15 protein-coding genes and 1 pseudogene are annotated in these 18,654 nt (G+C 71.5%); 11 read left to right on the top strand and 5 right to left on the bottom strand.

Annotated features, from left to right (window positions below; translation table 11 throughout):
* Both AWQ68_RS44515 and AWQ68_RS41735 read right to left on the bottom strand, forming a co-directional pair.
* A partial coding sequence (locus tag AWQ68_RS44515) for a hypothetical protein (protein WP_218007214.1) occupies nucleotides 1-288 on the bottom strand: 288 nt, incomplete at its 3' end.
* 1,110 nt (nucleotides 289-1,398) lie between these two features.
* Nucleotides 1,399-1,641 (bottom strand): annotated as a pseudogene (locus tag AWQ68_RS41735) (transposase); the annotation flags it as partial.
* 254 nt (nucleotides 1,642-1,895) lie between these two features.
* On the opposite strand from AWQ68_RS41735, the gene AWQ68_RS37390 reads away from it, so the two are divergent.
* Nucleotides 1,896-4,106, top strand: a complete 2,211-nt coding sequence (locus tag AWQ68_RS37390; RefSeq protein WP_306306864.1) for a transglycosylase domain-containing protein — start codon at nucleotides 1,896-1,898, stop codon at nucleotides 4,104-4,106.
* A 348-nt stretch (nucleotides 4,107-4,454) separates the two neighbouring features.
* Here the strand turns inward: AWQ68_RS37390 and AWQ68_RS37385 are convergent, their stop codons facing one another.
* A complete protein-coding gene (locus AWQ68_RS37385; RefSeq protein WP_066950590.1) occupies nucleotides 4,455-7,742 on the bottom strand; it encodes an AfsR/SARP family transcriptional regulator in 3,288 nt (1,095 codons plus the stop codon).
* 176 nt (nucleotides 7,743-7,918) lie between these two features.
* Here AWQ68_RS37385 and AWQ68_RS37380 point away from each other — a divergent pair, with 176 nt between their 5' ends.
* From AWQ68_RS37380 to AWQ68_RS37345, 9 genes are all read left to right on the top strand, one after another.
* Nucleotides 7,919-8,551: a dihydrofolate reductase family protein gene (locus AWQ68_RS37380; RefSeq protein WP_066950569.1), complete on the top strand. Its 633-nt coding sequence runs from the start codon at nucleotides 7,919-7,921 to the stop codon at nucleotides 8,549-8,551.
* Between the two features lie 119 nt (nucleotides 8,552-8,670).
* Complete coding sequence (locus AWQ68_RS37375; protein WP_157546372.1) at nucleotides 8,671-9,258, top strand: hypothetical protein; 588 nt, start codon at nucleotides 8,671-8,673, stop codon at nucleotides 9,256-9,258.
* A gap of 104 nt (nucleotides 9,259-9,362) precedes the next feature.
* Nucleotides 9,363-10,886 carry a cobyric acid synthase gene (locus AWQ68_RS37370; RefSeq protein WP_066950564.1) on the top strand — a complete coding sequence of 508 codons (1,524 nt, stop codon included), beginning with the start codon at nucleotides 9,363-9,365 and terminating at the stop codon, nucleotides 10,884-10,886.
* Nucleotides 10,887-10,929: 43 nt separating this feature from the next.
* Nucleotides 10,930-11,088 (top strand): hypothetical protein, encoded by a 159-nt coding sequence (locus AWQ68_RS43190; RefSeq protein ID WP_157546369.1) that lies wholly within the window; start codon nucleotides 10,930-10,932, stop codon nucleotides 11,086-11,088.
* A complete protein-coding gene (locus tag AWQ68_RS41730) occupies nucleotides 11,085-11,300 on the top strand; it encodes a hypothetical protein (protein WP_084464839.1) in 216 nt (71 codons plus the stop codon). Before AWQ68_RS43190 ends, AWQ68_RS41730 begins: the two co-directional genes overlap by 4 nt.
* A 130-nt stretch (nucleotides 11,301-11,430) precedes the next feature.
* A complete protein-coding gene (locus AWQ68_RS37360) occupies nucleotides 11,431-12,777 on the top strand; it encodes an aminotransferase class V-fold PLP-dependent enzyme (RefSeq protein WP_245656495.1) in 1,347 nt (448 codons plus the stop codon).
* 141 nt (nucleotides 12,778-12,918) lie between these two features.
* Nucleotides 12,919-13,335 carry a hypothetical protein gene (locus tag AWQ68_RS45480; protein ID WP_245656493.1) on the top strand — a complete coding sequence of 139 codons (417 nt, stop codon included), beginning with the start codon at nucleotides 12,919-12,921 and terminating at the stop codon, nucleotides 13,333-13,335.
* A gap of 101 nt (nucleotides 13,336-13,436) precedes the next feature.
* Entirely contained in the window at nucleotides 13,437-14,555 is a 1,119-nt protein-coding gene (locus AWQ68_RS37350; RefSeq protein WP_245656491.1) for a PLP-dependent cysteine synthase family protein, read from the top strand.
* On the top strand, nucleotides 14,552-15,814 hold the full coding sequence (locus tag AWQ68_RS37345) for an MDR family MFS transporter (protein WP_066950554.1): 1,263 nt from the start codon (nucleotides 14,552-14,554) through the stop codon (nucleotides 15,812-15,814). Before AWQ68_RS37350 ends, AWQ68_RS37345 begins: the two co-directional genes overlap by 4 nt.
* Nucleotides 15,815-16,123: 309 nt before the next feature.
* On the opposite strand, the gene AWQ68_RS37340 is transcribed toward AWQ68_RS37345, so the two are convergent.
* Nucleotides 16,124-16,573 (bottom strand): iron chaperone, encoded by a 450-nt coding sequence (locus AWQ68_RS37340; protein ID WP_066950551.1) that lies wholly within the window; start codon nucleotides 16,571-16,573, stop codon nucleotides 16,124-16,126.
* A 261-nt stretch (nucleotides 16,574-16,834) separates the two neighbouring features.
* On the bottom strand, nucleotides 16,835-17,191 hold the full coding sequence (locus AWQ68_RS37335; protein WP_066950549.1) for a VOC family protein: 357 nt from the start codon (nucleotides 17,189-17,191) through the stop codon (nucleotides 16,835-16,837).
* A gap of 199 nt (nucleotides 17,192-17,390) precedes the next feature.
* On the opposite strand from AWQ68_RS37335, the gene AWQ68_RS45475 reads away from it, so the two are divergent.
* Nucleotides 17,391-18,654 (top strand): ATP-binding protein (locus AWQ68_RS45475; protein ID WP_245656498.1); only part of this gene is annotated, 1,264 nt, incomplete at its 3' end.

Below are 18,654 nucleotides of genomic sequence, written 5' to 3'. Positions count from 1 at the left end.
AGGACGGCGGCCCTGCCAGATCCCATCCCAGACCGACAGGCCGACACGGTCGTTCCCGAACCGCGGTAGCTCGTCCTGACCGAAAAGAGCGCCATCGTCGATCCCGAGGCGCTGCGGCTCGGCCCCGCCGTCAACCTCTTCTCCTGGCTCGGCCGTCTTCTCACGGGTGGGTGCTGCGGGAGCGGGCGCGATCGGCGATCGCAAAGGACCCGAAAGCCGGCCACCGCCGTCAGGCTTCTGGTCTTCTGCCACGTCAGGGAGGCCGAGCAGCCGCCGCGCCCAGGACATCGTCTCGTCCGGCTCGCCGCGTCGCCTACCTCGCCCGGCAGAGCGCGTCGTGTCATTCAGTACGGGATCGGGAGCTCCTCCGCCACCGGCACTGCGGGCGCGGTCGAGGAGAACCGCGCCATAGGAGTCGCCGGCGAAGCGCTCGGATCCGATGAACGGCGTGTGCCGCCTTGACCCGCGCCGCCATCGCGAAGACGTGGAAGGCGCGGCCGATGAGCGGGGCGGAGGCGCGTCCTCCGGTCGGTGCGACAGCAGCACGCCACCCGAAAGCATCATCTCTTCACACCCCCGCTCCCACTCTGATCGTCGACCCTCTGCGAGAATATCGTTCACACGTTCGATATTCAACTCTAAGTAGTCACTCTTGTACTATTTGTGAGCATCGCGCACGGCATTCCGTTTAGTCGGCATTCGTGAGCGGAGAGGTTGCGCCTAGGTCGGCGTCTCTGGCGTCTGTGTCATCGCTGCCGACTCCATGCGGGGCTGGCCACAGTCGGCGCATGTCTCGGTCGCAGTGGTGCTGACGGCGTCGTCGTGACAGCGACGCAGGCCGAATGGGGTGTGGCAGCGGCACGCCATCCGAGAGGGGCGCCGGATGCTTCTCTTCGTGGACTCCGACAGCTTGACGGGTGCGAATGTGCCGGTCGTGCATTCCGTGTTCACTCTAAGTAGTCGATTATGTGAAATTCGTGCCGTATGTGGCCATGAGCTTGTCTGGAGGTGCTCAAGGGTGGCCCGCCCGGTAATCGGCCAGAGGTGCTGAACGCTGGGGTTGTCGACAGTTCCGTCTGATCAGCAGGAAGACCTCTGGCGGTGGAGGTGCCTGGGCCCCACACCGCACTCGGAGGCCGCCTACTGATTGGCCGAGGTGACGACCTCCCGCGGGTCGATCAGCGTGACAGTGTTCGGTGAGCCCGGTCAGGCCCACGTGGTGGCCGCAGGGACGATCGCCGAGCCTCGCCGACTCTGGTCTGGCACCTCGCGCCTTCGGGGTTCCTCGCGCCTTCGCATTCCTTGCGCCGAGGGTGACGGCGCGTCCGTTCATCGGCAGGGGGGTCACGTACACGGAGGTGGTGTACGAGCTGCCACCACGTGATCCGTTTCTGCAGGTTAAGCGGTGAGGGTTTCCGGGAGCTGTTCCTGGCCCGGCGTGTCACCAGGGATCACTCGTAGCCTGGCTTTGGCCAGGACATCCAGGCCCATGTAGCGGCGGGCTTCGGTCCATTCGTCGGTCTGTTCGGCCAGCACGGCGCCGACGAGGCGGATGATGGCGGCCCGGTCGGGGAAGATGCCGACGACGTCGGTGCGGCGGCGGATCTCCTTGTTGAGCCGCTCCTCGGGGTTATTCGCTGACGGCCATTGCTTCGAGGCTGCCGTTTCCCGTCGAGATACCCCCTGGCGGCACTTCCCGATCGGTGAAGGCTGAGGGGCGGGCGGACGGCTGCGCTGCCGATGGAGACGACAAGTCCGGCGATACCATCGCTGCACCGCACAATCTCGGCGAAGTTGCACATTGATTCCATCTCGCCTATAGGTTTAGGGCTTCGTCCTAATGCTGATAGGGGGAGAATCATGTGTACGACCGCCGCGAGTCTCGGGGCGGGCCGGTGAACATCTTCGATGAGCCCGGTCAGGCCCACGTGGCGGACGGACGCCGCAGGGACGAGAACAAGGCCCGCGCGTCGGCGGGAATGAGCGTCGTAGGCCTCCTGGGAGCGGGTGCGGTCGCGGGGCTGCTGACCGCCGCTCTCGCGTTCCCGGCCGTCGGTGGCACGGGCGCGGCGATCCTCACCGCGTCCGACGGGCTCAACCTCAAGGCGGAGGATCTGAAGGAGCCCCCGCTGGCCGAGAAGACCACCGTCCTCGACGCCAGGGGCAATCAGATCGCCCAGTTCTACGAGGAGTATCGCGAGGTCATCCCGCTCACCAAGGTGGCTGACGTGATGAAGACGGCGATCGTCGCCATCGAGGACTACCGGTTCTACGAGCACGGCCCCATCGACCTCGAAGGCACCGCGCGAGCCCTGGCGAAGAACATCTCCTCCGGCGGCGTGAGCCAGGGCGGTTCCAGCATCACGCAGCAGTACGTCAAGCAGGTCCTCCTCAACACGGCGGTCACCAAGGAGGACAAGAACAAGGCGCTGGCCCCGAGCTACGCCCGCAAGCTGAACGAGCTGCGCTACGCCATGGCGGTCGAGCAGAAGTACTCCAAGGACCAGATCCTGGAGAAGTACCTCAACATCGCCTACTTCGGCGCGGGGGCCAACGGCGTTCAGGCCGCGGCCAAGCGGTTCTTCGGGGTCAACGCGTCCGAGCTGAGCCTCGCCCAGGCGGCGACCCTGGCGGGGGCGGTGCAGATGCCGAACAGCACCGACCCGGAGGCGGGCCGCAAGGCCCAGCAGCTGCTCCTTCAGCGGCGCAACGTGGTGCTCGACCGGATGGCCGAGCTGAAGAAGATCACGCCGGAGGAGGCCAAGGCGGCCAAGGCCAAGAAGCTGGGCTACAAGGGGACGCCCCTGCCCGGCGGATGCGGCGCGAGCCCCTATCCGTACTTCTGCATGTACGTCCGGAACGAGATCCTCAACAATCCGCGCTTCGGCAAGACGGAGAAGGCCCGCACCCGGTTCCTCAACCGAGGCGGCCTGACCATCAAGACGACGATCGACCCCAAGATGCAGGCCGCGGCCGAGCGGGCGATCAGGAAGCGCGTGTACGCGTCGGACAACGCCGTCGCGTCCGAGGCGCTGATCCAGCCCGGCACCGGCATGATCAAGGCGATGGCGGCGAGCCGCAAGTACGGCAACAACGAGCGCAGGCACGAGATGTCGTACAACGTCGTGGCCGACGCCGCGCACGGCGGCGGCATCGGCTTCCAGGCGGGCTCCACCTTCAAGACCTTCACCCTGATCACCGGGCTCAAGAAGGGGATGAAGATCACCGACGGGTTCAACGTCGGCTCCGGATACCGCGCGCCCGGGTACTCCACCTTCAAGAACTGCAAGGGCGAGAACATCGGCGATCCGACGCACACCGTCACGAACGACGAGGGCGGCGGCGGCTTCAAGACCCTCCAGACGGGCACCTGGGGGTCGGTCAACACCTTCTTCATGACGCTGGAGCAGCGCGTCGGCCTGTGCGACACCGTGCAGACCGCCAAGTCGCTGGGCATCAAGCGCTCCGACGGCAACCCGCTGCAGGAGTACGAGACCTTCACCCTCGGCATCAACGAGATGGACCCGGTGACCGTCGCCAACGCGTACGCCGCGATCGGGGCGCGCGGGAAGTACTGCGCCCCCATGGCGATCAGCCAGATCACCGACCGGAACGGCAAGGTGACCAACTACCAGCCCCAGTGCCGCCAGGCGCTGGACCCGGAGGTCGCCGACGCGACGGCGGACGTCCTGTCGGGGGTGTTCACCAAGGGCACCATGCGCGGTGTGGGCGGCATCGGGCGCCCCGCCGCCGGCAAGACCGGCACCACCGACGACCAGGCCACCGCGTGGTTCGCCGGGTTCACGCCGGACCTCGCCGGCGCGGTGAGCATCGGCGACCCGCGCGGCTCGACGGCGCACAAGCTGAACGGCGTCACCATCGGTGGCACGTACTACGGATCGGTTTTCGGAGCCACGATTCCCGGCCCGATCTGGAAGGACACCATGATGAGCGCGTTGCGTGGCGTCACGGCGACCCCCTTCGAGCCGATCAACAAGGCCCGCTTCGTCGGTGGCGGTGGCGGTGGCAACGGCGTCATCGGCGGCGAGCACGGCGACCGTGCCGGCCGGGACAATCCGGTGACGGTGGTACCGGGCGACCAGTGACCGTCCAGACTCGGAGAGCGACGTGAGGGCGGGGAAGGCGATGCCTTCCCCGCCCTCACCGTTTTTCCACCGGCCTCAGTGAAGCCCCAGCCCTTCGCGCACGGGCCGCGACCACCGGAAGGCTGGACCGCGCGTACCCCCGTCGGCCACGGCTCGGTGGACCGCTGCCCGCTCAGGCCCCTGTGTTCCCGCGAATCGAAATGAGCGGCCCGCGCCATCTCAGGCACGGCCACGCCACGCGACGACAGGCGTAGGTGATCGCGACGCGTCGAACACACTCGGCCGCGCTCACGAGCGGCGACGTGGCCCTGCGCCGACGGCAAGGTTCGGCAGGTTTGGCGGGGTTCCTCAGGCGTACGGCACGGCCAGCAGGGAGCGCAGATCGGCGGGGGAGAGCGCACCGCCGTGGGCGGCCTCGGTGGCGAAGCGCTCCTCGCCCAGCGCCGTACGCACCCGGGCGGTGACGCGGTCGATGTCCGCACGCTCGGCGGGGGCGGGAGAGGGGGCGCCCGAGGCCCGCGACGCGGCCGCCGCGCCCAGGAGCCGGGCGGCGCGCTCGTGGTGTCCGGCGAGGGACAGTGCCCCGGCCAGACCGTCGAGGACGATGGTCATGTTCCGGGAGGTGTCGAAGCCCGCCGCGAGGTGGAACGCCTCCAGATGCAGCTCATAGGCGTTCGTCGCGTCCCCGCGCAGCTCGGCGACGAAGCCCAGCTCGATCAGCACCAGGGGCAGGTACGGCGGCGCGGCCTCTCCGGAGTCCCGGCGCGGAGCGCGTTCCTGCACGTCGCGCAGGTGGGTCTCGGCGAGGTCGAGCCGGCCCTCCTGGCGGGCGGCGAACGCCAGCCCCATCTTCGCGAAGATCTCACCGGCCTGGTGGCGCTGCTCCACGGCCAGCCGCAAGGCCCGCGCGCAGTGCTCGCCCGCCTCCGCGAAGTCGCCGCGCCGCAACGCGATCCAGCCGAGCCAGGCGTGCCGTCCGCCGACGTCCGGCCACAGCTCCAGTTCCTCGGCGAGGCGAAGGCCGTCCCGGTGGAGCCGCGCGGCCTCATCGAGGTCGCCGGTCATCTCGGCCAGCGCGCCGAGCCAGCCGGTGGCCTCAAGCCGACCCCAGCGGTCGCCGATCTCGTCGAACAGCGCCAGGCTTCGCTCGCCGTCGCGGCGCAGCGCGTCCAGGTCGCCCCGTACGTGCGCGAGCTTGGCCCGGGTGGCGAGGGCCGCGGCCGTCCCCCACAGGTCGCCGCCCGACCGGAACGCGGGCAGCGCCAGGTCGAGCAGGTCTCCGGCGACGGCGAGATCGCCCAGGTCGATCGCGGTGTAGGCGAGGAACCACCGGGCTCTGGCCAGCCCTCCGGGATCGTCCGCCTCCTCGTACTGCCGGAGCGCCTCCCGGCGGCGGTCCTCCCGGTCGGCGATGTCGCCCTGGAGCAGCCCGAGGCCCGCGGCCCAGGTCAGTGCCTCGGCCCGCAAGGCGCGGACCGCCTGTCCTTCTGCGGATTCCGCCGGCTCCGTGACGGCGACGTCCAGTGCCGCCGCCAGGGACCGCCGAGCCTCGGCCAGCCGCCCGCGCAGGAACCAGTACCAGGCCATCGCGTTGACGAGGCGAAGCGCGTCGGTCGCGCTCCCGTCCCTGACGGCGGCGTTCAGCGCGGCCCGCAGGTTGGCCGCCTCGGCGTCCAGGCACCGCAGCCGGCGCCGCTGGTCCGGGCCGCGCAGGCGCGGCGCGGCCCGCTCGGCGAAGGCCACGTGGAAGTGGCGGTGCCGCAGCCGGATCCGGTCGAGCTCTCGCGCCTCCCGCAGCCGCTCGACGCAGTACGCGGCCACGGACTCCAGCAGCCGGTAGCGGGGGCCGTCCGGCCCGTCCGTCATCATCACCAGCGAGCGATCCACCAGGCGTGCCAGCAGGTCGAGCACGTCGAGACCGTCCTCGGCGCAGACCGCTTCGGCGGCCTCCAGTGTGCATCCGTCCGCGTGTACGGCCAGCCGGCGCAGCACGACGCGCTCCGCCTCGGTCAGCAGGTCCCAGCTCCACCCGATCATCGCGGCCAGGGTCCGCTGGCGTGGCGGGGCGCCCCGGTGCCCGACGGCCAGCAGGCGGAAACGGTCGTCCAGGCGTTCCACCAGGCCGTGCACGCCGAGGGCCCGGACCCGCGTCGCGGCCAGTTCGAGGGCCAGCGGGACGCCGTCCAGCCGGCGGCACAACGTCGCGACCGCGGTCGCGTTGTCCACGTGCAGAGCGAATCCGCGCGCGGAGGCCGACGCGCGGGCCACGAACAGCCGCACGGAGGCGGTCCGCTCCAGCGCCGCGACGTCGGCGGCGTGGGCGGGCACCTCGAGCGGCGGGACGCTCCAGACCACCTCGCCGGCGAGCCCGAGCGGCTCCTGGCTGGTCGCCAGGATCCGCAGTCCCGGAGCCGCTCGCAGCAGCCGTTCCACCAGTTCGGAGACCGGCGCGACGACGTGCTCGCAGTTGTCCAGCACGAGCAGCAGCCGCCGGGCGCGGAGCGCGTCGGCGAGCCGTTCCACGGCGGGCACCGGCTGGGCGGGCGGCGTGCCGTCCCGGACGCCAAGCACTCCCGTGATCGTCTCGACCAGGCGGGACGGCGCGTCGGGCTCGGCGGGCCGGTCCAGCGCGGCCAGCTCGACCCACCACACGCCGTCCGGGAACAGGTCCGGGCCGGGAGACGTGCCGGTGCCGTCCTCGACCAGGCCCTTGGCGGCCTCCAGCGCCATCCGGGTCTTGCCCACTCCGCCGGGACCGGTCAGCGTCACCAGCCGGTCCGCCGCCAGCCGCGCGCGGACCTCGGCGAGCGCGTCGTCCCTGCCGATCAGGTCGGCGAGTGGCGCGGGCAGGTTCGTGGACGGACGGGCCGTGGGGGAGTACGGCGCGGCGGCCGGGGCCAGCGCCGGATCCCTGGCCAGGATCGCCCGCTGCAACGCGACCAGGTCCGCGCCGGGCTCCAGCCCCAGCTCGTCCGCCAGCACCGCGCGGAGCGTCTCGTAGCTGTCGAGCGCCTCGCTCTGCCGTCCGGAGCGGTAGAGGGCGCGCATGTGGGCGGCCCGCAGCCTCTCGCGCAGCGGATGCTCGGCGACGAGGCGCCCCAGCTCGCCGACCAGCCGGGCGTGCTCGCCCAGCGCCAGCCGTGTCTCCGCGAGGTCCTCCTGGGCGGTCAGGCGGCGCTCGGTCAGGTGGGCGGCGGCGGCCTGGACGAACGGCTCGTCCGCGACGTCCGCGAACGCCGGGCCGCGCCACAGCGCGAGTGCGTCGGACAGCAGCGTCGCCCTGGTCCGCGGGTCGCTCGCCCGTTCGGCCTCGGCGAGCAGGGACCGGAACGTGTCAGCGTCGGTCTCGACCTTCAGCAGGTAGCCCGCCGGATGGAGCGGGAGCAGTTCCCGGCCGCCCGGGGCGGCGTTCTCAAGCACCCGGCGGAGCTGCGACACCTTGGCCGACAGCGCGGCGAACGGGTTGCCGGGCGGCTCGTCGCCCCACAGGCCGTCGATCAGCCGGTCGGCCGGCACCGGGCGGCCTTCGTGCGCCAGCAGGTCGGCCAGCAAGGCGCGGACCTTGATCCCGGGGACGGCGACCGGCTCACCGTCGGCACCCCAGACCGCCAGTGGACCCAAGACCCCGAAACGCATGCGCGTCACGATAACGGGCGCTGGCGACGCACCGGCGGATCTCCGTAAACCGGTGCGAAAGAAGCCGTAAACCGCCTCCGCCACAGTGATCCCCGCAGCGCGGTGGACCGCGCGCCAAGAAGGCGCCCGTACACCTCGCGCCGATCGCATCCGCGATTCACGACAGGGAGAACGTCATGCGAAAGATCATTGCCTCGACCTACAGCACGTTCGACGGCTTCATCGACAACCCGCATCTGTGGTCCATGCAGTACACGAACGAGCAGAGCATGGCGTACGCCCTGGACCTCGTGCTCGGCAGCGACGCTCTGCTGCTCGGCCGGGAGACCTACGACGGCATGGCGCAGGCGTGGCCCGCCATGGGCGGCAATCCCTACGCCGACCGGGTGAACTCCATGGCGAAGTACGTGGTCTCCTCCACGCTGGAGAAGGCCGAGTGGAACAACTCGGCCATCATCCACGGGGACGACCTGATGGCCGAGGTGACCAAGCTGAGAGAGCAGCCCGGAGAGAACATCCTGATCTGGGGCTGTGGGAGGCTCACCGACGCGCTCATGGAGCACGGTCTCCTCGATGAGTACCGGATCTGGATCTATCCCGTCATCCGGGGCGGCGGGCAGCGCCTCTTCCGTGAGGACACCGAGGCGACGCTGGAGCTCCTGGACGCGACGACATTCGACTCGGGTGTCGTCGTCCTCACCTACCGGCCGGCGCGCGCGGCCGGCAACGCGGTCGGGGGCGAGGACGGGGCCGAGGACGGGGCCGAGGGCGGGGGTGAGGACGGGGCCGAGGGCGCCACCGCAGGCTGACCGCGCGGGTTCCTCCCGAAACAGGACAGGTCGGGGCCAACCTGACAGTGAAGGGTGCGGCTTCTGGCGTGCGTTCGTGGTCCGCCAAGATCGATACGATCACCGCCATGATACGCAAAATGATCACATCGGCCGTGGTGGCCGGGGTCGCTCTGCTGGCGGCCCCGGCTCCCACGTCCGCTGCCGTTTTTTCCTCCTCGACCGCCGCCACCACCCCGTTGAGCGTGCGCGGCGGCCTGACCCTGACCCTGCCGAGCACCTGGCGCGTGTACGGCGGCGGCGGCGACCAGATCCGCGTGGTGACCGGCGCCTGCGCGCGGCCCAGGAGCCACTACTTCGAGCCCGGGTGCCGGAGCTTCTGGCTGTTGGGTGGGCAGGCGCTCAAGACCGGAGGCGAGGGCTTCCAGCCGTACAACCCGAACCAGGGGCCGTTCTATCCGGCGGTGGACGTCCCGCCGTGCGCCACCGACCCCTCGCTCGGCCAGGTCCTCGGCAAGGCGGTCGCGGTCGGCTACCGCGCCGTCGGCGTGGGGCACAAGGCCCACTACCGGGTGTGGCCGGGCCGGTGCGTCCGCTACGACAACGGAGAGCAGAAGTCAACGTTCAGCCAGCGCGAGTGGTATCTGGCGAAGGAGCGGATCCTGATCGTCGACCAGTGGAACACGCCGGGCCTGGCCACCGTCCTGAAGAACGCCACCTGGCGCTGACCGTCACACCGGCCGGGTGGAGGCGCGATCCACCCACGGCCCGCCCCGCCGGGGACGCGGGCCCGGGCGATAACGTGAGCACTTCCGATCGCGAGGAGGACGGGTTGAAGGGCGCGCTGCTGGTCGCGGGCACCACCTCGGACGCCGGGAAGAGCGTCGTCACCGCCGGAATCTGCCGGTGGCTGGCCAGGCGGGGCGTCCGGGTCGCGCCCTTCAAAGCGCAGAACATGTCGCTCAACTCGTTCGTCACCGGCGACGGCGCCGAGATCGGCCGCGCGCAGGCGGTCCAGGCTGCCGCGTGCGGCCTGGAGCCGACCGCCGACATGAACCCGATCCTCCTCAAACCTGGCAGCGACCGGCGCAGCCAGGTGGTCGTGCTCGGCCGTCCCATGGCCGACGTGGACGCGATGGAGTACGGCGCGCTCAAGGACCGGCTGCGCGCGATCGCCGTCGAGTCGCTCGACCGGCTGCGCTCCGAATATGACGTGGTGGTCTGCGAGGGCGCGGGCAGCCCGGCCGAGATCAACCTGCGCCGGGGTGACATCGCCAACATGGGCCTGGCCCAGGCGGCCCGGCTGCCGGTCGTCGTCGTCGGCGACATCGACAGGGGCGGCGTCTTCGCCGCCATGTACGGCACGCTCGCCCTGCTCGACGCCGCCGACCAGGCGCTCGTCGCCGGGTTCGTCGTCAACAAGTTCAGGGGAGCCCGCGAGCTGCTGGAGCCGGGGCTCGACATGCTCCGCGACCTGACCGGTCGCGAGGTCTACGGCGTGCTCCCGTGGCTGAACGGCCTGTGGATGGACGTCGAGGACTCGCTCGCCCTGGACAACCGGCCGCCGACGGTCGCGACGGCGTTCGGACGGGGAACGCTGCGGGTGGCCGTCGTCCGGCTGCCCCGGATCTCCAACTTCACCGACGTGGACGCGCTGGCCGGTGAGCCCGGGGTGGTCGTCCGCTTCGTGACCTCGGCCGCCGAGCTGGACGACGCCGACCTGGTCGTCCTGCCCGGCTCCCGCGCCACCGTCTCCGACCTCGCCTGGCTGCGCTCGACCGGACTGGCGGACGCCGTACGGGAGCGGGCGGCCAAGGGGCGGCCGGTCCTCGGAGTCTGCGGCGGCTACCAGATGCTGACCCGGACGATCAGGGACGACGTCGAGTCCGCCGCCGGGCTGGTGGAGGGCCTCGGCCTGCTGCCCGCGTCGGTCGAGTTCGCGCCCGAGAAGACCCTGTCCCGGCCGGTGGGCGAGGCGTACGGCTGCCGCGTCTCCGCGTACGAGATCCACCACGGCACGGTGACGGTGGACCCGCCCTCGGCCGCGTCCGCCGGGAACGGGGAGCGGCGGGCCGAGCCGTTCCTCGACGGCTGCCGCCTCGGCCCGGTGTGGGGGACGACCTGGCACGGCGCGCTGGAGAACGACGCGTTCCGCCGGGCCTTCCTCGCCGACGTCGCGGCCGTCGCGGGGCGGGACTTCACGCCCGCGCCGGACACCTCGTTCTCCGCGCTCCGCGAGGCCCGGCTGGACGCCCTCGGCGACCTCGTCGAGCGGCACATGGACACCGACGCGCTGGCCCGCCTGATCGAGGGCGGCGTGCCCGACGGCCTCCGGACGCTGCCGCCCGGCGCGTGACGGCGCACGCCGTCCGGCCGCGCGGTTGACCTACGATCGCGGGGTGACGGACGAGACACTTCACACCCAGGCCATCGACGCCTTCATCGCCGCGACCGAGACCGCCGATCCCGACCAGCGGGCCACGCTGCTGAGCCGCGCGCTCGCCCCCGACGTCGTCTTCTGGGGCCGCTCGGCCGCGGGGTCGGCCGCGACGCCGTGACGGACTTCATCACCGAGGTGGTGCGCAGGCACCCGTCGGGGCCCTGCCGCATGGTGCGGACCACGCGCGTGGACGCGCCGGGCGAGTGGGCCCGGTTCGGCTGGTGCTACGAGGACGCCGAGGGCCGGGTCCTCCTGTCCGGCACGGACGTCGTCCACGTCACCCCCGCCGGGGACATCGACGAGATCGTGGTCTTCGCCGGGCCCCTCTGACGGGCGCAGTGACGGGCACGCCACGCCTGCCCCGGCGGGGATGCCGATCGCCGGCACGCGTCCCCCGCAGACTGGGACGCGATCTCTGCGTTCCGACGCAGCCGCCGTGCGGGGGAGGAATCCGATGGTCATGTCCAGGCGACAGATGGTGGCCGGGCTCGGCGCGCTGGCCGTGCCCCTCACCCAGCCGCAGTCCCTCACGAGGACGTTCGCGCCGCCACCTGTGCCGCCTCCGGCCGCCGCGCGGGCGTCCCCGGACCTCGTCGCCGCGCCGGCCGGCGTCCCGCCCGAGCGCCTGGCGGAGGACGAGGGCTTCTGGCGGAACGTGGCGCGTCAGTTCCGGGTCAGCTCCGACTTCGTCAACCTGGAGAACGGCTACTACGGGATCATGCCGGAGCCGGTCCGCCGGGAGTACCACCGCGACGTCGACCACCTGAACGAGCGCAACTCCTACCTGCTGCGCACCGAGTACAAGCCGCGGGCCGACGAGATCAGGGGACGCGTCGCCCAGACGCTCGGCGCGGCCAGGGAGGAGATCGCGTTCACCCGGTGCGGCACCGAGGCGCTGCAGAACCTGATCGGGGGCTACCGGCGGCTGCGCCCCGGCGACTCGGTCATGTACTCCGACCTCGACTACCACAGCGCGCAGTACGCGATGAACTGGCTCGCGGACCGGCGGGGCGTCCGGGTGGAGCGCATGGTCGTCCCGGAGCCGCCGACCCGCCAGGCCACCCTGGACGCGTACGCGCAGGCGCTGCGCGACCATCCGAACGTCAGGCTGCTGCTGCTCAGCCACATGAACAACCGGACCGGCCTCGTCCTGCCGGTGCGGGAGATCGTCGCGATGGCCCGGGAGCGGGGCGTGGACGTGATCGTGGACGCGGCCCACTCCTGGGGGCACCTCGACTTCACCATCGACGACCTCGGAGCCGACTTCGCCGCGTTCTCGCTGCACAAGTGGATGGGCGTGCCGCTGGGCTCGGGGTTCCTCTACATCCGCCGCGGCCGGTTGGACGACGTCGACCTCGCCTACGACGACGAGACGTATCCGGCCGACGACATCCGCTCCCGCGTCCACTCCGGCACCATGGACGTCGCCCCGGTGCTGTCGATCCCGACCGCGCTGGACTTCCACGACGCGCTCGGCGCCGCCGTCAAGCAGGCGCGGCTGCGCTACCTGCGCGACCGCTGGGTCCACCAGGTGCGGGACATCCCGAACGTGGAGATCCTCACGCCCGAGGAGCCGCCCATGTACGGGACGATCACGGCGTTCCGGATCAGCGGGCGGGTGTCCGAGGCCGACAACGTGGCGATCAGCGACCACCTCTTCGACCGGTACCGCATCTTCACCGTCCGGCGCGGCGGGCCCGCGCGCGGCGACTGCGTCCGGGTCACCCCCGCGCTGTTCACCTCGCGCGACGACGTCGATCTGCTCGCGCTCGCCGTACGCGACGTCGCCGGGCGGTTCTCCGCCTGACGTCCCGCCTGAACGCCCGGGGGAGCCCGCGGGGACGTCCCGGGCGTACGGCGATGGAGAGGTAAATTGTCGGGCCGCGGCGCCTCCCGCATGTGTGTCGCCCGCATGGAAGGCGCTGTGACCTGGGCACATCTTCCCGCGATGTGTGACAGGACTTCCCAGGACGCCGCCGCCGTGCCATCTCGCGGCCCCGCCTGGGCGCGGGTGAGCCGGATGCTCGTCGTCGTGGTGGCGGCGCTGGGGCTCTTCTCGGTGTACGCCGCCTCCTGTTGCACGCTCGACCGGGGGCATCACGTCCATCACCACCACGTCGCCGCCGGGACGCCCTGTCCCGACGGCGGCTCCTGCGGTGACCTGCCCCACCACTCCGAGTGCTGCGACGAGGGTGCGGCGCTATGGTCCCGCGCCCTGGACGGCTACGACCCCCTCCACACCGCGGCGCCCGCCGTGGTCGTCCTGCCGGTCGCGCCGCGCCTTCCGTCCCGGCCCGCGCCTCCGCCGTCGCTCCGCGTACCGTGCCGGGACGACCGGCTCGCGCTCTGCGTGCTGCGCATATAGGCCCACCGTTCCGCGCGAGGAACCTCGCGCGGGGAAGCGCAGACGACATCATCCGGCGCCCCGGGAGGGGGCGCCGCGGACCTTTGGTGGGTTGGTCAAGAGTGAATTCTCTCGTCGGTTCCACGCTGCCCGCGTTCGACGGCCTCGCGCCGACGCGGCAGCCGTACGTCCCGTCACACGTCCACGCGCACGTCCGGGTCGGCGACACGCCGGTCACCTGGATCCCCGCGCGTGGCCCGGCTCCGGGGCGGGGCTTCTGGGCGAAGCTGGAAGGGTTCAACCCGGGCGGCATCAAGGACCGCCCGGCGCTCAACATGGTGCGCTGCGCCCGGCGGCGCGGCGAGCTGGTCCCCGGCGGCACGATCGTCGAGTCGACCAGCGGCACGCTCGGGCTCGGCCTGGCGCTGGCCGGCATCGTCCACGGCCACCCGGTCACGCTCGTCGCCGATCCCGGCCTGGAGCCGCTCATGGCGCGGCTGCTCCGGGCGTACGGCGCCCGCCTGGAGATCGTGACCGAGCCGCACCCGACCGGCGGCTGGCAGGAGGCGCGCAAGGAGCGGGTCCGGAGGCTGCTCGCCGAGCTGCCCGACGCCTACTGCCCGAACCAGTACGACAATCCGGACAATGTGGCGGCCTACGCCACGCTCGCCGCCGAACTGGTGGCGCAACTCCCGCTGATCGACGTCCTCGTCTGCTCGGTGGGCACGGGAGGGCACAGCGCGGGGATCCTGCGGGCGCTGCGCCGTACCTTCCCCGACGTCTCGCTGGTCGGGGTGGACACGATCGGCTCGACGATCTTCGGGCAGCCCGCCCGGTCGCGGCTGATGCGCGGGCTCGGCAGCAGCATCCACCCGCGGAACGTCGACTACGCGGCGTTCTCCGAGGTCCACTGGGTCAACCCGGCGGAGGCGGTGCACACCTGCCGGGCGCTCGCCGCCGCGCACTACGCCACCGGCGGGTGGAGCGCGGGCGCGGTCGCGCTGGTCGCCGACTGGGTGGCCAGGACCTCGCCCAAGGGGACCTCGATCGTGGCGGTCTTCCCGGACGGCCCCTGGCGGTACTGGAACACGGTCTTCGACGACGAGTACTGCGCGGCCAACGGCCTGCTCGGCGTCGTCCCGGCCGACGATCCGGACGTGATCTCCCACCCGGCCGAGCGGGAAGTCATCCGATGGACCCGCTGCTCGACGGTGGTCGACCCGCTGGGAGCCGCCGTATGAGAGCGCGGTTCACGTCGTTCGGTCCGGCCGTGCGGCTCCTCATGGTCAACCAGTTCGGCATCAACCTGGGCTTCTACATGCTCGTGCCGTACCTCGCCGACCACCTGTCGGGACGGCTCGGGCTGGCCGTCTGGCTGACCGGGCTGCTGCTCGGCCTGCGCAACCTGAGCCAGCAGGGCATGTTCCCGATCGGCGGCACCCTGTGCGACCGGTACGGCTACAAGCCGCTGATCATGGCGGGGTGCGGGCTGCGCACCGTGGGGTTCGCGCTGTTCGGCGTCTCGACGTCGGTGCCCGCGCTCGTGGTCGCCTCGGTGCTGACCGGCCTCGCCGGGGCGCTGTTCAACCCGGCGGTCCGCGCCTACATCGCGGTCGAGGCGGGGGAGCGGAAGGTCGAGGCGTTCGCCCTGTTCAACGTCTTCTACCAGGCGGGGATCCTGGCCGGGCCGCTGGTCGGCGTGCTGCTCGTCGCGGTCGACTTCCGGCTCGCCTGCCTGGCGGCGTCGGTCGTCTTCGCGGTGCTGACGCTGCTGCAGGCGCGCAGGCTGCCCTCGCGGCGGGGCACGGCGCAGGGCACGGGCCGCCCGGTGCCCGCCGACTGGAAGGAGGTGCTCGCGAACCGGCCGTTCGTGGCCTTCTCGGCGGCCATGTTCGTGTCGTACGCGCTCTCGTATCAGGTTTATCTGGGGCTCCCACTGGAGCTGGGCCGCGCGGGCGGGGGGCAGGCCGCGATCGCCGTGATGTACACCTTCACCGCGCTGCTCGCGGTGATCGGGCAGGTCCGTCTCACCGCCTTCGCCTCGCGCCGGTGGCGGCCGGAGCAGGCCATCGCGCGCGGGCTCGCGGTCATGGGCGCCGCCTTCGTGCCCGTGCTGCTCGCGAGCCAGTTCGCCGCCCAACCCGAGCGCCTGCCGTACGGGCTGGGGGCGGCGCCCGCGGTGGTCAGCGCGATGCTGCTCACCGCCGCGGGGATGCTGATCTTCCCGTTCGAGATGGCGATGATCTCGACCCTGGGGAGGACGGAGCTGACGGGCACCTACTACGGGCTCTACAACGCCTTCTCAGGGGTCGGCATCCTGCTCGGCAACCTGGCCAGCGGCTGGGCCATCGATGTGGGGGCCGCGCATGGCGTCCCCGCGCTGCCGTGGTTGCTCCTGCTGGCCGCCGGGCTCGCCTCGGCGTACGCGATACGGCGGCTCGACCGTGCCGGACGGCTGCGCCCCGCCCTTCATCGAGATCAGGTGCACCAGGCGGGTTAGTGACATACGCCGGCTCGGGCGCGCTCTTGGTGGCGTCGTCGGCGTACAGCAAGAGCGTGGCTGAGCAGGTGGGGGATTTCCGCTGGTGTGAGGCGAACCGGCCCCTTGGGCTTTGGGAGCGTGCGTGGCCGCGGACCAGCAGCCGACGCCGGTAGCCGGGCTCGTCCTCGAAGGCCACCGTGGCGAGCGCCCAGTCATACGGGCGCTCGCCCGTGGCGCCGTCACACTCGTGGAGAGCATCAGGCGTTGGCTCACCAGCCATGCGCTCACACTTCAGACCACAGAACATGCTGTGGTCCTGGGCGCGCCTCAGCTCACCGCCTGCTTCACCAGCGCACTGATCCGCGCCTCCACCTCGGCCGTCATCTCGGTCAGGGCGAAAGCGGCCGCCCACATCGTGCCGTCGTCCAGCTTCGCCTGATCGCTGAACCCGAGCGTCGCGTAGCGCGTCTTGAACTTCGCCGCGCCCTGGAAATGGCAGACGATTTTGCCGTTCAGCGTGTAGGCGGGCATGCCATACCAGAGCTTCGGCGCGAGGTCCGGGGCGCTGGTGGTGATGATGGCGTGGACGCGCTCGGCGAGGAGCCGGTCCGAGTCCTGCATCTCGGCGATCTTCGCGAGTACGTCCTGCTGCTCCTGCGCCGCCTTGTCCGCACGTGCGCTACGGCGCGCCGCCTTCTTCTGCTCTTGGGCGTGCTCCTTCATCGCGGCCCGCTCCTCGGCCGTGAATCCGCGGTAAGTGCTTTCGGTGCTGCTCATGGCAGATTACTCCCTTGAGGATCTTGATGGTGGAATCGTGAGGAGGGACCTTCAGGTCCTCTGTTCGGGCCGGTGTCACCGGACCGTGGAGCCTCGACCAGTCGGCGCCTATGGCCGATGCGTCAGAGCAACCGGCGGCTCCTGATCGCGCGTCGGCCGGCGGTCGGGCGGTTCGTTCTTCTCGCGCCAAGCCTGGCGGCGGCGCGGCGGATGCGGCACCACCGGCCTGTACTTGCGTGACGATGCCGTCGAGATCGCCGCTCAGCGGTCCTGGATCAGCCCGAGGACGTTGCCGTCGGGGTCGATGACGGTGGCCACCAGGCGACCGCCACCGACATCGTGCGCTGCCTCCTTCACGGTGGCCCCCGCGGCGGTCACCTCGGCCAGCTTCGCCTCGATGTCCGATACGTGCCAGTAGGCCACCGGCGACGTCATGCCCTGCGGTCCACCGCCCGGCACCAGCCCGATGTGCTGACCCTCGGACTCGAAGCCGACGTAGTAGGGCGAGTCGGCCTGCGGCGCGACACCGAGCAGGGCCGCGTACACCGCCTTGGCCTTCGCCAGGTCGGACACGGGGTGCAGCACGGTCTTGATTCCCTGAGTGGAAGAGCCGGTCATGATCGCTCCTGTATTCGTGGGCCGTATCGACCCGCCTTGTGCGTAGTCACAGCTTTTCGTCCGGCCGGGCCGCTCCGCATCCGTGGCGGCCACGGAACCTTCCACGGATCGACGGCACGGATCGACGGCACGGATCGCGCACGGTGGCCACTGCGGATGGGGACGAAGCGGGATACGGCAAACTAGGCAAGTGGTATTGATGGTGGATATTTCACCTCGAGAGGCCGAGGTGCTGGAGCTGATCGGCGCGCACCTCAGCAACGCTGAGATCGCGGCGCGACTGTGCATCTCGGTGCGTACGGTGGAGAGTCATGTCTCCTCGCTGCTGCGCAAGCTGGAGGTGCCGGATCGGCGGGCGCTCGCCCAGCGCGCGCCCGAGCCGGTCGGCGCCGGCCCGTCTCGTCCGGCGCCGGTTCTGCCCGCCCTGCTGACCTCGTTCGTCGGCCGGGTGAGCGAGCGAGCCGAGCTGACCGAGATGATCAGGGCGCACCGCCAGGTGACCGCGGTCGGTCCCGGCGGCGTGGGCAAGACCCGGCTGGCGTTGGCGGTGGCCGCGCAAGCAGCCGGTGAGTACGCCGACGGGGTGTGGTTCGCCGACCTTGTCCCGGTCACCGATCCGGGGATGATCGCGACCGCGGTCGCCGGGGCGCTCGGCCTGGGTGAGCAGCCCGGCCGGGACATGACCGAGTCCGTGGTCGCCGCGCTGGCCGACCGTCATGCATTGCTGGTGCTGGACAACTGCGAGCACGTGGTGGACGGGGTGGCGCTGCTTCTCGAGCGGCTGCTGGCGGCGTGCCCTCGACTGACGGTGCTGGCGACCAGCCGGGCACGGCTGATGGTGCCGTTCGAGCGGGTGTATCCGGTCCCGCCGCTGTCGCTGGCCGTCGACGGTGAGTCGGACGCGGTCGCGTTGTTCATGGAGCGGGCGGCGGCGGTCGGCCGGCCGATGGACCCTCCGCTGCGCGACCAGATCGCCGCGATCTGCGCGCGGCTGGATGGAATGGCGCTGGCGATCGAGCTGGCCGCCGCCCGGTATCCCACGCTCGGGCTCGATGGCATCACCGCCGCCCTGTCCCATCCGCTGCGGATGCTCACCGGCGGCTCCCGCGCGGATGAACGGCACCGTTCCGTGCGGGGGGCGCTGGACTGGAGCCACGCCCTGCTGGAGCCGGCCGACCGGGCGCTGCTGCGCCGGGTGTCGGTGTTCGTGGCGCCGTTCACCGCTGCCGCGGCGGCGGAGGTGGCCGGATCCGAGGAAGGCCTGGTCGCCGACGGCCTGGCCCGGCTGGCCGAACAGAGCCTGCTGGTGGTGACGGCGTCCCCGGGCGGTACGGAGTACCAGGCGTTGGAGACCATCCGCCAGTACGCGACGGAGCGGCTGGCCGAGGCCGGTGAGCTGGTCGACGCTCGGTCCCGGCACCTTCGCTGGTGCCTGGCCGAGGCGGCCGGTCTGGCGGTGGCCC

The sequence above is a fragment of the Microtetraspora fusca genome (assembly GCF_001570365.1).
Taxonomy (GTDB): Bacteria; Actinomycetota; Actinomycetes; order Streptosporangiales; family Streptosporangiaceae; genus Microtetraspora; species Microtetraspora fusca.
Note: the sequence above shows the minus strand (reverse complement) of the source record. Positions and strands in the feature narration are given on the sequence as shown.

Coding starts and splice junctions, on each gene's coding strand:
- AWQ68_RS37385 (WP_066950590.1), bottom strand. CDS start 7,742: ATGCGTTTCGGGGTCTTGGGTCCACTGGCGGTCTGGGGTGCCGACGGT.
- AWQ68_RS37380 (WP_066950569.1), top strand. CDS start 7,919: ATGCGAAAGATCATTGCCTCGACCTACAGCACGTTCGACGGCTTCATC.
- AWQ68_RS37375 (WP_157546372.1), top strand. CDS start 8,671: ATGATCACATCGGCCGTGGTGGCCGGGGTCGCTCTGCTGGCGGCCCCG.
- AWQ68_RS37360 (WP_245656495.1), top strand. CDS start 11,431: ATGTCCAGGCGACAGATGGTGGCCGGGCTCGGCGCGCTGGCCGTGCCC.
- AWQ68_RS45480 (WP_245656493.1), top strand. CDS start 12,919: ATGTGTGACAGGACTTCCCAGGACGCCGCCGCCGTGCCATCTCGCGGC.
- AWQ68_RS37345 (WP_066950554.1), top strand. CDS start 14,552: ATGAGAGCGCGGTTCACGTCGTTCGGTCCGGCCGTGCGGCTCCTCATG.
- AWQ68_RS37340 (WP_066950551.1), bottom strand. CDS start 16,573: ATGAGCAGCACCGAAAGCACTTACCGCGGATTCACGGCCGAGGAGCGG.
- AWQ68_RS37335 (WP_066950549.1), bottom strand. CDS start 17,191: ATGACCGGCTCTTCCACTCAGGGAATCAAGACCGTGCTGCACCCCGTG.